This window comes from Pseudomonas sp. QLc11A (genome assembly GCF_052112305.1).
GTDB classification, from domain to species: Bacteria; Pseudomonadota; Gammaproteobacteria; order Pseudomonadales; family Pseudomonadaceae; genus Aquipseudomonas; species Aquipseudomonas laurylsulfatiphila.
Window position 1 is genome coordinate 1 of record NZ_JAVAJJ010000003.1, and the last position, 13,171, is coordinate 13,171.

11 protein-coding genes and 1 pseudogene are annotated in these 13,171 nt (G+C 59.4%); 5 read left to right on the forward strand and 7 right to left on the reverse strand.

Annotated features, from left to right (window positions below; translation table 11 throughout):
* Nucleotides 1-164: 164 nt before the first annotated feature.
* Together Q8X48_RS05430 and Q8X48_RS05435 are read right to left on the reverse strand one after the other, a co-directional pair.
* Nucleotides 165-536: a YajD family HNH nuclease gene (locus tag Q8X48_RS05430; protein ID WP_053156205.1), complete on the reverse strand. Its 372-nt coding sequence runs from the start codon at nt 534-536 to the stop codon at nt 165-167.
* Between the two features lie 50 nt (nt 537-586).
* Nucleotides 587-1,273 (reverse strand): spermidine synthase, encoded by a 687-nt coding sequence (locus tag Q8X48_RS05435; RefSeq protein ID WP_407799380.1) that lies wholly within the window; start codon nt 1,271-1,273, stop codon nt 587-589.
* A 95-nt stretch (nt 1,274-1,368) separates the two neighbouring features.
* On the opposite strand from Q8X48_RS05435, the gene Q8X48_RS05440 reads away from it, so the two are divergent.
* Entirely contained in the window at nt 1,369-1,659 is a 291-nt protein-coding gene (locus Q8X48_RS05440; RefSeq protein ID WP_104450506.1) for a hypothetical protein, read from the forward strand.
* Here the strand turns inward: Q8X48_RS05440 and Q8X48_RS05445 are convergent.
* Both Q8X48_RS05445 and Q8X48_RS05450 read right to left on the reverse strand, forming a co-directional pair.
* A complete protein-coding gene (locus tag Q8X48_RS05445) occupies nt 1,656-2,129 on the reverse strand; it encodes a cyclic nucleotide-binding domain-containing protein (protein WP_007972417.1) in 474 nt (157 codons plus the stop codon). The two genes, Q8X48_RS05440 and Q8X48_RS05445, sit on opposite strands and share 4 nt — an antisense overlap.
* A 282-nt stretch (nt 2,130-2,411) precedes the next feature.
* Entirely contained in the window at nt 2,412-4,466 is a 2,055-nt protein-coding gene (locus Q8X48_RS05450) for a S9 family peptidase (protein ID WP_407799381.1), read from the reverse strand.
* Between the two features lie 1,341 nt (nt 4,467-5,807).
* Between Q8X48_RS05450 and ltrA the strand changes: the two genes are divergently transcribed.
* The 4 genes from ltrA to Q8X48_RS05470 all read left to right on the forward strand — a co-directional run bounded on the left by ltrA (nt 5,808) and on the right by Q8X48_RS05470 (nt 9,461).
* The gene (gene ltrA, locus Q8X48_RS05455) at nt 5,808-7,505 is read left to right on the forward strand and encodes a group II intron reverse transcriptase/maturase (RefSeq protein WP_407799382.1); all 1,698 of its coding nucleotides are present in this window, start codon (nt 5,808-5,810) and stop codon (nt 7,503-7,505) included.
* A gap of 95 nt (nt 7,506-7,600) precedes the next feature.
* Nucleotides 7,601-8,098, forward strand: a complete 498-nt coding sequence (locus Q8X48_RS05460) for a hypothetical protein (RefSeq protein WP_007972419.1) — start codon at nt 7,601-7,603, stop codon at nt 8,096-8,098.
* A gap of 32 nt (nt 8,099-8,130) precedes the next feature.
* A complete protein-coding gene (locus Q8X48_RS05465) occupies nt 8,131-8,907 on the forward strand; it encodes a class II glutamine amidotransferase (protein ID WP_015096368.1) in 777 nt (258 codons plus the stop codon).
* 11 nt (nt 8,908-8,918) lie between these two features.
* Nucleotides 8,919-9,461 carry a DUF2937 family protein gene (locus Q8X48_RS05470; RefSeq protein ID WP_015096367.1) on the forward strand — a complete coding sequence of 181 codons (543 nt, stop codon included), beginning with the start codon at nt 8,919-8,921 and terminating at the stop codon, nt 9,459-9,461.
* Between the two features lie 44 nt (nt 9,462-9,505).
* Here the strand turns inward: Q8X48_RS05470 and Q8X48_RS05475 are convergent, their stop codons facing one another.
* From Q8X48_RS05475 to Q8X48_RS05485, 3 genes and pseudogenes are all read right to left on the reverse strand, one after another.
* Nucleotides 9,506-11,617, reverse strand: a complete 2,112-nt coding sequence (locus tag Q8X48_RS05475; protein WP_095963765.1) for a TonB-dependent receptor — start codon at nt 11,615-11,617, stop codon at nt 9,506-9,508.
* Nucleotides 11,618-11,631: 14 nt separating this feature from the next.
* Nucleotides 11,632-11,870, reverse strand: a pseudogene (locus Q8X48_RS05480) (hypothetical protein); the annotation flags it as partial.
* A gap of 258 nt (nt 11,871-12,128) precedes the next feature.
* Nucleotides 12,129-13,058, reverse strand: a complete 930-nt coding sequence (locus Q8X48_RS05485) for a LysR family transcriptional regulator (RefSeq protein WP_126046950.1) — start codon at nt 13,056-13,058, stop codon at nt 12,129-12,131.
* Nucleotides 13,059-13,171 lie beyond the last annotated feature (113 nt).

Genomic DNA, 13,171 nt, shown 5'->3' on the forward strand with positions numbered 1-13,171 from the left:
GGGGGAGGGTGGGCAGATTCAAGACTTGTGGTGTCTGAGCCAATGCTTTCGCGGGCAAGCCCGCTCCCACAGGGATCACTGTTGATCACATAATTTGTGGTCATAGCAGAACAATGTGGGAGCGAGCCTGCTCGCGAAGAGGCCAGTTCAGGCACTGAAGATTTTTACTCTTCTTTTTTCATCAGCCCAGCCAACGCCGCAAACGGGTTGTGCGTAGCCTTGGCGATTTTCGGCGTGCTCAGCGAGCCTTCGCCGAAATACTGCTGATCGGTATAGCGCGAGTGTTCGTTATCGTGGCAGTACAGGCACAACAGCTCCCAGTTCGAGCCGTCCTGCGGGTTGTTGTCGTGGTTGTGGTCGCGGTGGTGCACGGTCAGTTCGCTCAGGCGCTTGCCAGAGAACTCACGGGCGCAGCGGCCACAGACGTGCGGGTACATCTTCAGGGCCTTGTCGCGGTAGCCCATTTCCTTGTCGCGCTGGTTGTCGGCGAGGATGCGATCCAGCTTCGAAGTGTTGGTCGGGGTGGACGAACTCATGGGTTCACCTTTGTAGAAAGACTGATGACGGTTATAGGGTGAAGTTTAGCCTAGCCCTTGAGCTTCTCGGCAATCCAGATGGTGTGGCGGGTGCCCTTGTTGCCGTGGGCGAAGACCTGCACTTCCTCGGCCTTGAACCCGGCTTTCTTCAGTTTGTCGGAAAATTGCCGATCAGCGCTGGCCGACCAGACCGCCAGCACGCCTTTGGGGCGCATGGCCCTGGCGCAGGCGTTCAGGCCAGCGGCGGAGTACAGCCAGCTGTTGGCCTTCTGGGTCAGGCCTTCGGGGCCGTTGTCGACATCGAGCATGATGGCATCGAAGCCCTGGGGTTCGGCTTGCAGGACCTTGGCCACGTCTTCCATGCGAATCACCGTGCGCGGGTCGAGCAGCGGGTTGCCGGCCTTTTCGCCCAGCGGTCCACGGTTCCACTCAACCACACCGGGGACCAGTTCGGCGACCACCACTTCGGCGGTCTTGCCCAGGTGCTTGAGCGCCGAGGCAAGGGTGAATCCCATGCCCAGGCCGCCGATCAGCACCCGTGAATTCGCTCGGCCAGCGACTTTGCGGCAGGGGATCTCGGCCAGGGCATCTTCGGAGCCGTGCATGCGCGTGTTCATCAATTGTCCGCCGTCGCCACCCTGGATCTTGATGACGAAATCCTCGCCATATTCGAACAGGCACAGGGCACCGCCGTTTTCAGGAATGGGGGTGGTGTCCAGCAGAACGAAACGTTTCATGGGGCTCACTTGAAGAAAATTGGCAGAACTCGGGAGGGCAAACAGACGCAGTTGGGAGTAGCCTGTTCATGACGACAAGGCCAACGGAGCCATTGATGAAGCGCACCATTCTAACGGTCATTGCCCTGGCCGCGCTCTCGATAACTGCAGCGCAGGCCCAACAGTTGCAAACGATTCCCGTCAGCCCCGCGCCGATACCCGGTTCGCCCGGCACCGCCACGCCCACGCCTTACCCGCAAATCAGCCCGGCGCCGTTGCCGAAAGTCGGCCCCGGCAGTAGCGGGCCGCCGTTGGTGCCGATTGAAATGCCCAGCCCGCCAACCAAGGATCAGCCCGTGCCGGGAATCGAACCGAACCCGCCGAAAGTCAAATCACCGGGTGGCTAGACCTGCTGCGACAGCAATTGACCGTCGGCCATGCGCAGGCGTTTGGACAGGGAAACGGCGAGGGCGCGGATGATCTTGGCGGCGATTTTCGGTGCATCGTTGAGCATCTTTTCCAGCGAGTCCTTGCCCAGGTTGAGCAACTGGCAGTTGCTGGCGGCCACACAACTGGCCGAGCGCCGTTCGCCGTCGAGCACGGCCATTTCCCCGAACGAGCGGCCGCTGCGCAACGTGGCGATGGTGACTCGTTGCCCGTCAGCGGTGGTTTTCTGCACCGCCACCTGACCGGTATGGATGATGCACATGAAGCTGCCGGCATCGCCCTCCTGGAAGATCTCCTCGCCCTGGGCAATGGTGCTGATACTGAAGTAGCCCGAGGCCGCGACGAAGTCCGCCGGCAACAGTTGATTGAACAGGCCGCAATCCATCAGCCAGTCGCGAATTTCGTTGTTCAGAAAGGTTGATTCAGACATGTCGTCACGGTCTTCTTGTGTGTTGCTGACTCGAATTTGAATTCACCGCAAATCCCCTGTGGGAGCGGGTCTGTGGCGAGGGGGCTTGCCCCCGTTGGGGTGCGAAGCGCCCCTGAAACCATTTGCCGCAATCCTGATCTCGATCGCAGTGACAGGTTTGCGATTGCTGCGCAATCGAACGGGGGCAAGCCCCCTCACCACAAAAGCTCGCTCCCACAAGGGGTACGGGTTGTATCGGCTGTCGGTGTGCGCAATTAAGACTGGCACACTGCGCCAGGTTCCTCAGGCTATACCCAACACCTTGAACAAAAATGCATATTCGAGAGCTACGTCACGCAATCCCTGATATCGACCGCTCATCCCGCCATGCCCGGCACCCAGTTCGGTCTTGAGCAGTAGCGGATTGCTGTCGGTCTTGGTCGCGCGCAGTTTCGCCACCCACTTGGCCGCTTCCCAATACTGCACGCGGCTGTCGTTGTAACCGGCGATCACCAGCGTCGCCGGATAAGCTTGCGCGGTGACGTTTTCGTAAGGGGCGTAGGCCTTGATCCGATCATAAACATCCGGTTCTTCAGGGTTGCCCCACTCGTCGTATTCCGTCACGGTCAATGGCAGATCAGGGTCGAGCATGGTGTTGAGGACGTCGACGAACGGCACTTCGGCGATGGCGGCGCCAAACAGCTGCGGCCGTTGATTGAGCACCGCGCCGATCAGCAAGCCGCCGGCGCTGCCGCCGCTGATTGCCAACTGCGGTGCAGTGGTGAAGCCTTGGGCGATCAGGTGTTCGGCGCAGGCGATAAAGTCGCTGAAGGTGTTGTGCTTGTGCTCCTGCTTGCCGGCGCGATACCAGGCTTCCCCCAGTTCGCCGCCGCCACGCACGTGGGCAATGGCAAACGCCATACCGCGATCCAGCAGGCTCAGGCGCGCATGGGAAAACCATGGGTCGAGGCTTTCGCCGTAGGCGCCATAACCGTAGAGGTACAGCGGCACCGGTTTGCCGAGGTCTGTCCGTTTGATCACCAGGCTGATGGGCACTTGGGTGCCGTCCGGCGCAGTGGCCCACAGGCGCTGGCTGATGTAGGCGTCGGCGTCGAACGGACCGAGCACCGGGGTTTGCTTGAGCACTTTCTGTTCGCCGGTGGCCAGCTCAAGCTGGCGGATTTGCGCCGGACGGTTCAACGCTTCGTAGCGCAGGCGAATCCGCTGGCTTTCGAACTCCAGGCTGTTTTGCACGTGCAGGCTGTAGGCCGCATCCGGCAGCTGCACGCGATAAGGCGCCAGACCTTGCGGGTGTACTTCAATGACCGGCAGACCGCCAAGCCGCAGGCTGAGGGTCATGGCCCCGGTGTTCAGGCTGATGCCGTCGATCATCACCGTGTCGCTATGGGGGATCAGGTTCTGCCAGTCGGCTTCGGTGGGCACGGCGCCGGTATCGATGGCCGTGTACAAGGCGAAATTGATGCCGTCGCGGTTGGTGCGGATGAACCAGGTCCATTGCCCGTCGAGTGCGCCGTGATCCACGTCGTACTCATGATCCTCAACCCGTGGCGCCAGGCAGGTAAACGCCCGCTGGGGCCGGGAGGCATCGAGCACCCAGACTTCGCTGGTGGTCTTGCTGCCCACGGACAGCAGCAGTTGCTGCTCGGAGCTTGAACGGTAGCAATGCATGAAGAAGCGACCGTCCGGCTCATGGAACACTTCTTCGGCCGCCGTACCGTCCAGTCGATAGCGATACAGCTTGTGTGGGCGATGGGTGTCGTCCAGCTCGCCAAAGAACAGCGTCAGGCTGTCGTTGGCCCAGGTCATGCTGCCGTCACAATCCTGGAATTCCAGCTCGCTGACGCGGCCGTCGGACAATTCCTTCACGAACAGCGTGTAAATCTCGTCGCCACTGGAGTCGATGCTGTAGGCCAGGCGCTGATGGTCCGGGCTGATGCTGAACGCACCCAGGGAAAAGAAGCCGCCGTTGGCCAGTTCGTTGGGGTCCAGCAGCAGTTGTTCGCGGCTTTCGTCGAGGGTCAGGCTGTCATCGGCCGGACGGGGGCAGCGGTAGTGCCGGGCATACTCATCGCCTGCGGTGGTGCGGGTGTAGTACAGATACGGTCCCCAGGGTGAGGGCAGGGACAGGTCGGTCTCGAGAATTCGCCCCTTGATCTCTTCGAACAGGGTCTCGCGCAGCCCGGCCTGGTCGGCGGTTTGCGCCTCCTGATAGCTGTTTTCGGCTTTCAGATAATCGAGCACTGCATCGGTGTCGCGCTCTTGCAGCCAGGCATACGGATCGGAGCCATCAGCCTTGTGGGCAATCGGAGCGTCGTGAATGTTGGCGGGTAGGGGCATGAAGGACTCTCGAGCAGTGTACGGAATAGGGGCTTGGCAACCTGTGGGAGCGGGCTTGTGTGGCGAGGGGGCTTGCCCCCGTTCGGCTGCGAAGCAGTCGTAATACAGACACCGCGTTGTTTAAATACCGCAGTGACTTGTTTTAGGGCCGCTTTGCGACCCAACGGGGGCAAGCCCCCTCGCCACACAAGCCCGCTCCCACATGGATAGCGTTCAACAGTCAGGCATTGATGCAGCCTGACGGGCGAAAAGCCGTTATCATAAGCGCCTCTGTGCGACACGCGTAGCGTGTCTCCAAGACTTCGAGGTGTAGAGTCATCTTGAAGGGCTTCCGAAAGGAAGCCAAGAGCTTGGGTACCCAACCCCAAGAAACAAAACCCTCCCAGAAGTCCAATGCCTTCAAGGACTTGCCGCAGCGGCGGTGGCAAACTCAAGGTCGATTAGCGCTCGGTAGCTCGACCGCAGTACCAGATTTTCCGGTACTGGAGTGCCTACTACACATCAGCCCTGTTCAGGGCTAAACCCATGCGGGAGAGAATCCCCGCTGGGGTTCCCTCCTGCTTTTGAAACAGGAGGTAACAATTTCTTTGGGCATGCTGCCTCGGCAGTCCCTGCTCACATCAAACCGGAGACATGAGCGAAAGCTCTGTCTGTCATTGTCCATCTACCTTGCTCGCAAGGTGGCAGCGGACTCGTTGTGCGACCAACGATAGCCTAGGAAGACATGCGTCACTGGTAACGGTGAGGTGTGAAGCTCTTCTCACAATGTAGTCCCCGTCAGGGTGTGCTTTTGCCGCGAGGTAAAGCATAGATACTCGGAGCAGTGCCGGGTTGAGACGCTAGGCTGGTTGGTATGGGTAACGTAAGTGAACTGCTGATAAACGCCGTAATTATGAACAAGCCAAAACTGCTGTCAGGCTTGAGCCAAAAGGCACGTGGTCGGATACCTCTGTAGAGGCTTGAGGTACGTCGTCATAGGACCATCGGTGAAAAGGCAGGCCCTAAACCAATCGTGTGACAGGCAGGGAACGTGGTAAGCCCGTATGGCCGCCTTCGGGCAGGTGAACCGCAAGGGGATCTGTTGGCTGTGCGGGTATGGGATCGCAGAGAAAGCGAAAGCCGGGCTGTAATGGCTCGGATAGGGGTTGGGACATTACCTCACGGGAAACCGGGCAGACTTCTGCGTGGTCTTTCGTCGCATGAACTCTGACTGAACCTGTCTCAATGATCTTAGAGACCCGCAGTATTGGGCCTCCTACTAATCCAACCCTGACGGGAGCGTCCATTCCCGTCAGGGGATGCGTACGTCTTCTGCTCGGGGAAACTTGAGAGGAAGGCAGCATGATAGAGCACAGCCAAATGGCCGTGCCTGCGCTTTCTGGCACTCCGCAACAATGGCATGACATCGATTGGTGTCGTGTTCAGCGGAATGTTCGGGCAATGCAGGTGCGGATTGCGAAGGCTTGTCGGGAAGGCAAATGGCGCAGGGTTAAAGCCCTGCAACGGATGCTGACCCGCTCTCGATCGGCCAGATACTTGGCCGTACGGCGAGTCACTGAAAACCAGGGTAAGCGCACGGCGGGAGTCGACCGCGTGCTCTGGGATACACCCGACGCAAAATGGAAAGCGGCAAATGTGTTGAAGCGTCACGGATATAAGCCACGACCTTTACGGCGTGTGTTCATTCCGAAGTCGAATGGGAAGGAACGCCCTTTGGGTATCCCAACCATGACTGACAGGGCTATGCAGGCGCTGTATTTGCTAGCTCTGGCACCCATTGCAGAAACCAAGGGCGATCCGAACAGCTACGGCTTCAGGATCGAACGCTCTACGGCGGATGCGATGGGGCAGTTGTTTGTTTGCCTGTCCAAGAAGGTTTCGGCCCAATGGATACTGGAGGCGGACATACAAGGCTGCTTTGATCACATTAATCATGACTGGATGCTCGCCCACGTCCCTATGGACAAAGCGATTCTTCGGAAATGGTTGAAGGCTGGCGTGATTCATAAAGGCCAGCTACAGGCAACGGATGCTGGTACGCCACAAGGCGGGATTATCTCGCCTACCTTGGCAAATATGGCGCTCGATGGTCTGGAAACACAGCTCAAGCAGTATCTGGGCGTGACAAGGGCCAGAAAGCTGAAGATCAACGTGGTGCGGTATGCGGATGATTTTGTGATTACTGGAGACTCGAAAGAGGTACTGGAAAGCGAAATCAGACCTTGGGTGGAGCAATTCCTGGCAGTACGCGGGTTGCAGTTATCCCCTGAGAAAACACATATCGTCCATACCGATCAAGGCTTCGACTTTCTGGGTTGGAATTTCCGTAAGTACGACGGGAAGCTTCTGATCAAACCGAGTAAGAAGAACGTCAAGGCGTTCTATCACAAGGTGAAGGAGGTCATCGACGCCAACAAGATGGCGAAGCAGGAGTATTTGATTCGATTGCTCAATCCCATCTTGAAAGGCTGGGCGCTGTATCACCAGCCTGTAGTAGCCAAGCAGGCCTACAGCCGCATGGATAATTTGTTGTTTTATGCTCTATGGCGTTGGGCAAAGCGGCGGCACCCGAACAAGTCACTGCAATGGATAGGGAAGAAGTATTTCCGAACTCAAGGAAGCAGAAGTTGGGTGTTTGCCACCACGATGTTGGAGGAAAACGGGACGAAAAAGGAGGTCGCTCTGTATTCGCTTGCGAGTACACCGATCGAACGACACAGGAAGGTTAGTGGGGAGTACAACCCCTTTGACCCTTCCATGGAAGAAATGGGCGAGAAGCTGCGGACGGCACAGATGCTGAAAAAGCTGAAGTATCGCAAACAGATTCTCAGTCTCTATCAAAGCCAGAAAGGACTGTGTCTGATGTGCAAACAACCGATTACGAAGGAAACGGGATGGCATGACCATCACATTATCCACCGCACTCATGGCGGTAGAGACACCCTGGATAACCGGGTACTATTGCATCCTATTTGTCACCAACAGCTTCACAGCCGTGGATTGACAGTGAACAAACCGGCTCCGCAAGGGGCTTTCTAAAGACTTGAGCCGTATGCGTTGAAAGGCGCACGTACGGTTCTTAGGGGGAGGCAGGCCAGTAATGGCCTGTCTCTACCCGACTTGCCTGCCTTGCCATGGACACCATGACCGAGAACGACTATCTGATCGCTTGGGGCCTCTACGCCTTCGCCGCTTTGGGCTGCCTGTTGGTGTGGATGCGCTTGACCCGCTGGATGTGGCGTTGGCTGCGTGAGCCACTGCGGCTGGCGATGGTCGTGCTGCTGTTCAGCCCGACCATCATCGACCCGGTGAAGGACAAAGTCGCACCGGCCGTCGCCATTACCGCGCTCGACCTGCTGTTCAAGGTCGGCAACAACGCCTGGCGGGCCATTTCCGATCTGTTCATGTACGGCATGATCGCATTCGGCCTCTATCTGGTGCTGGTGGCGATCCGTTTCCCCATCGAACGCGCCGCCAACGCCCGCAAGGAGCGTGAGGCTGCCACCAAAGCTGCCGTCCGCGCCGAAGAGCCTGAGGATGATCAACCGTTTGGCGGTGCCGGCGATGATCGTTACGGTCGTCCGCCCGTGCCGAGCAATCCTCAGCGGATGCGAGTCGAACCCCGTCTGTAACCTTGCCCCTGCGATTGATCGAGAGTCCGAACATGTGTGAGTTATTGGGCATGAGCGCCAATGTCCCGACCGATATCGTGTTCAGCTTTACCGGGCTGATGCAACGCGGCGGCCGCACCGGCCCGCATCGCGATGGCTGGGGCATTGCCTTCTATGAAGGCCGTGGGCTGCGGCTGTTCCAGGACCCGGCGGCCAGCTGTGAGTCGGAAGTCGCCAACCTGGTGCAGCGCTATCCGATCAAGAGCGAAGTGGTGATCGGGCACATCCGCCAGGCCAACGTCGGCAAGGTCTGCCTGTCCAACACCCATCCGTTTGTCCGCGAGCTGTGGGGGCGCAACTGGTGTTTCGCCCATAACGGCCAGTTGGCGGATTTTCAGCCAACGGCCAGTTTCTACCGCCCCGTGGGCGATACCGACAGCGAAGCGGCATTCTGCGATTTGCTCAACCGTGTGCGTGCGGCGTTCCCCGAACCGGTCGAGGTCGAAGCGTTGCTGCCGGACCTGGTGGCCGCTTGCGCCGAGTACCGCAGCAAAGGCGTGTTCAACTGCCTGCTCAGCGATGGCGACTGGCTGTTCTGCTATTGCTCGACCAAGCTGGCGCAGATCACCCGTCGCGCCCCCTTTGGCCCGGCGCGCCTGAAAGATGTCGACGTGATCGTCGACTTTCAGGCCGAAACCACCCCTGACGATGTGGTCACTGTCATCGCCACCGAACCTTTGACCGAAAACGAAACCTGGACCCGTTACGAACCGGGTCAATGGAGCCTGTGGCGACGCGGCGAATGCGTCAGCCAGGGCACGACCGAATAAGGACTCCTTGCATGTTGCTCAGTTATCTACGGCTGGTGTTGTTTGCGGCGGGCCTGCTGATCGGTGTCCAGGTGCCGGGGTTCATCAACGATTACGCCAAGCGGGTCGAAGCCCATCTGATCGAGGCGCAAGCCGGGTTGAGCGGCTTCCAGAACACCGCCAATCAGTTCTTCAAGGGTGACATGCAGGCGCTGGTCGCGCATTACCGCGCCAGCGAGGACCCGATCTTTCGCAGCGACGCCGACAGCCTGAGCAACCTGCTGACCCGTCAGGTGGCTCTGGACAAGCAATTCCAGGCGATGCAGGGCCCGTGGTACATCCGCTTCCTGCAAGTGGTGCTGGCCGCCGATCCGGACATTCGCAAGGAAACCTGGAACGGCTACAGCTACCAGATTCTGTTGACGCCCGAAGCGATGATCTGGGGCATGAGTGGTGCCTTGCTGCTGTCGTTCGGGATCGAGTGCCTGTTCCGGCTGATCGACTGGGTGGTGCTGGGCGGCAAGCGTCTGCGCCAGAGCCGGCCGATTGAAGAGCGGGATCTGCGCGGGTTGTAACACCGTCGAACGTCAGGGAGCCGGCAAGCCGGCTCCTTGCTTGGTTACCAATCAATCGAATAGGTCATGCTCAGGGTGCGGCCTTCGGCGTTGGGGTACGGCGCTCTGGCATTGGCCTGGGCGAACAGATTGACGTACGTGCGGTCGGTCAGGTTGTACACCCCGCCTTCCAGGCGACCGACCGGCAGGTACACGGAGCCGAGCAGGTCCACCAGCGTATAGCCTTCGATGTCTCGCCCGTTGTTGTCCTTGGCGGCCGCGTCGTAGCTGGACAGGTGCATGCCTTGCAGGCGCAAGTTGTAGTCGTCTTCGGTGTAGCCGACGAACAGCGTAGTCTTGGCCGGTGAAATGCGTGTCGCCGGCAGATCGATCCATTTTCCGTTCTGCTGGGTCTCGCCTTTGGCCCAGGCATAGGTGCCACCCACCGACCAGTGATCGGTCGCGCGGTAGGTCAGGCTGTTTTCGATGCCGCGAACCCGCTCCTTCTGGTTGATCAGACGTAAAACACGGCTATTGGCATCGTAGAACTGGGTCACGTCCGAGGTGTTTTCATAGACGGTCACGTCGGCCTGCCACTGGTCCCAGTCACCGCGCCAGCCCAGCTCGTAGCTGTCGACCTTGATGGCCTGGGCGTTGAGGCTCTGGATGTCGAAGGTGCTGCTCACGTCACGCAAGAAGCGCTGGATGTCCGGCAGCGAAAACCCCTGGCTGAAATTGGCGAAGACGTCCTGATGTTCACTCAGGTGATAGACCGCGCCCAGGTTATAGAGCGTGGCGTCGTATTTGAGGGTGTCGCCTGGCAGGATGGCGCGTACGCCGGTCTGGACGATCTGCCCGTAGGCGATGCTGTCGGAGACCTCGCTTTCGATCCATTCGCGGCGCACACCGCCACGCAAGGTCCAGTCACCGATGTCCCATGACATCTGCCCGAACAGCGCCTTGGTAGTGGTTTCGATATCCGGGCCCATCTCGTAAGTGGTGCCGGTCTTGGTGTAGTTCAGCCCTTTTAGGGTGTATTGGTCACCGCGTTGACGGGAGCGTTCGTGATCATAGTCGGCGCCCCAGACCAGGTTGCCCGTGGCGCTGCCGATGGCCGGCAACGGCGTGTCGATGGCCGCACGAAGGCCGTACACATCCTGCACGCTGTTGTTGTCGGCGATCCCGGCCTTGCCCCGCGACAGGTCCGGGAAGAACAGCGCGTCGGCCCGACGCCAGTAGCTTTCCAGTTGCAGGCCCTGGCCGTAGAAGTCGTTGTCGGTGAAGTTGAGGTTGGCCGCCTGATTATGGGTGTAGGGCTGGTCGTCGAGTTTCAGCCCTTTGACCGCCACGGCCTCTTGCAGGTTTTTCGGGTCTTTTGTGTAGCCGGTGTCCTGCTGGTCCTTGTAGTCCTGCAGCGACAGGCTGAGTTTTTTATCGGCATCCAGTTCGTAACCGAAACGACCTTGCAGGTCATAGGTGTCGGTGTCCATGTTGCTGCCCTGGGAGGTGTCCTGAGGGATGCGATTGCCGTTGCCGTCGTACTGGTCGTTGCGCTGGGTCAGGTCGGCGGACAGGTACCAGTCCAGGGCATCCTTGCGCCCGGTCGCACTCTGAAAAGCCTCGTAGGCGAAACCCTTGCTGTTGAGGTTGTTGCCGGTGGTCAGGCCCAGTTTGCTGCTGTAGGCAAGGTCCTGACCCTGGTTGCGCTTGGTGATGATGTTGATGATGCCGCCCGAAGCTCCGGCGCCATAAATGCTGCTGGCGCCGGACACCACCTCAATGCGTTCGATGCTGGCCGGTGCAATGCTGTTGAGTTGGCGGAAGTTGTCGCGCGTGGCGTTCTGCGATACGCCGTCGATCAACACCAGCATGTTGCGCCCGCGCAGGGTCTGGCCGAAGTTGCTCATCCCGCCGCTGGACGGCGCCAGGCCGGGAACCAGTTGCCCCAGAATGTCGGAGACCCGACGCCCGGCGCCACTCTGTTGGCGGATCTGCTGTTCGTCGATCACCTGGACCGAGCCTGGGATCGAGGCAATGGTCGCTTCGCTACGCGTCGCGGAAACGACGGTGGCTTGCATGGTCAACGTGCCGGGTTGCTGTTCGGTGTCCTCGGCCCAGGTCTGGGCGCTGACGGAGCCAAGCAGCGGAATCAGCAAGGAAAGTTTGGTTCGGGTCATGAGGTGGTCTTTTTTTAGTCGTGAAAAGTGTGGCCAGGCAAGATTTCGCTGCCGGATGTGGCGGTATATGAGCGCACCCGGCGGGTCCCGATGGTGGCCAGGGCGTAGGCGACGGGGAGCAGGGCGCCTTGCCAGATGCCCCAGAGATACCGGCTGACGAGAAACCCAGTCATTCGTTAGCCAGCGCCGTGGCCGCCAGCGTCAGGATGCAGAGCCAGGCAACGCCCTCGATGAGGCGCAAGGTGTAAGCAGGATCAGGGGGTGGAGGCAGCGCTGCGCGGCGGGCACCAGGGCAGTGCTCAAATGGTCGGGGGTGATGCGGCGGGACTGGAAGGCCGGAGTGTCGAGGGTTTCCCTCCAGTGTGAGAGCCATTGCTGCTGTCTTTGCGTGAAAGCGCGCATCAAGTCCGATTCCTTCTGGACAGTGGTTTAGCTGAATGCGCGCAGAGAATACATTTTCAAATTATTAATGCAAATGATAGTAATTGCTCTTGTGATATGGAAGCCCTTTTCAGAGCCTGGCCAGGGGTTTGCTCAAGACCATGTAGCGCTCGCCCACCTTCCGCGCATACCCCTCCAGCACCTGCTGACACAACGCCACAATCTCCTCGACCCACTCCACGCCTACTCGCCACGACACCACCACCTGCAAGTCGGGTGGTCGCTGATCGATGTCCAGCAGGGTCAATTCGCCGCGCGCCAGTTCCTCGGCCACCAGCACCGGCGGCAACGCGCCAATGCCAAATCCGTCGCGCAGCAGCCGGGTAATTGCCGACACCGAGTTCACGCAGTTCAGTCGTGGCGCCATCACGCCATTGGCCTGCATCAGGGCCAGTACTTCCTGGTGCGGATGGGAGTTTTTCGAATAGGTGATGATCCGCTCGCCCGCCAGGTCAGCGATGCCTGAGTACTCGCGGTTGTAAATGGAATTGCTGGCGACGATCCAGCCCATGGGGTGGCTGGCCAGTTCCAGGCTGCGCACGCTTTCCTGACGCAGCAGGTCGGTTTGCAGGATCACATCGAGAAAGCCTTTTTGCAGCTGATCGCAGAGGTTGAGCGAGGTATCGGCCACCAGCTCGATTTCCACCAGTGGGTAGTGATCGGTCATCTGCGCCACCAACGGGCTGAGCCAGGTATGGATCACCGTGTCCATCACGCCGATGCGCACCCGTCCGGCCTTGCTCGAACGGGTCTCGATCGACTGCTTGAGTGCCTGCATGGTGTCCAGCATCTGCTCGGCGTAATCGAGCACTTTGAGGCCTTCGGGCGTCAGGCTCACCCCGCGCGAATCACGCAGAAACAGCTTCACCCCGAGCTCGCCTTCAAGCACCGCAATCCGGCTGGAAATCGAAGCCTGAGTGGTGAAGAGCTTGTCGGCGGTCAGGCGGAAACTCTTGAGTCGGGCGACCCAGACAAAGGTCTCGAGAAACTTCAGGTTCATGGGATAAAGATTTCTTATGTCTAAGGCGGGTTTTTATTAGTTGGACGCAGCAGGGGCGCGCGTCCAAAAATCGGCGCATCCGGTTCCCACGATAGGCGTCGTCGGGGCTCAGA

Bases quoted from the DNA above. Each gene is read 5' to 3' on its own strand.
- Q8X48_RS05430 (WP_053156205.1), bottom strand. From the start codon at position 536: ATGAGTTCGTCCACCCCGACCAACACTTCGAAGCTGGATCGCATCCTC.
- Q8X48_RS05435 (WP_407799380.1), bottom strand. From the start codon at position 1,273: ATGAAACGTTTCGTTCTGCTGGACACCACCCCCATTCCTGAAAACGGC.
- Q8X48_RS05440 (WP_104450506.1), top strand. From the start codon at position 1,369: ATGAAGCGCACCATTCTAACGGTCATTGCCCTGGCCGCGCTCTCGATA.
- Q8X48_RS05445 (WP_007972417.1), bottom strand. From the start codon at position 2,129: ATGTCTGAATCAACCTTTCTGAACAACGAAATTCGCGACTGGCTGATG.
- Q8X48_RS05450 (WP_407799381.1), bottom strand. From the start codon at position 4,466: ATGCCCCTACCCGCCAACATTCACGACGCTCCGATTGCCCACAAGGCT.
- ltrA (WP_407799382.1), top strand. From the start codon at position 5,808: ATGATAGAGCACAGCCAAATGGCCGTGCCTGCGCTTTCTGGCACTCCG.
- Q8X48_RS05460 (WP_007972419.1), top strand. From the start codon at position 7,601: ATGGACACCATGACCGAGAACGACTATCTGATCGCTTGGGGCCTCTAC.
- Q8X48_RS05465 (WP_015096368.1), top strand. From the start codon at position 8,131: ATGTGTGAGTTATTGGGCATGAGCGCCAATGTCCCGACCGATATCGTG.
- Q8X48_RS05470 (WP_015096367.1), top strand. From the start codon at position 8,919: ATGTTGCTCAGTTATCTACGGCTGGTGTTGTTTGCGGCGGGCCTGCTG.
- Q8X48_RS05475 (WP_095963765.1), bottom strand. From the start codon at position 11,617: ATGACCCGAACCAAACTTTCCTTGCTGATTCCGCTGCTTGGCTCCGTC.
- Q8X48_RS05485 (WP_126046950.1), bottom strand. From the start codon at position 13,058: ATGAACCTGAAGTTTCTCGAGACCTTTGTCTGGGTCGCCCGACTCAAG.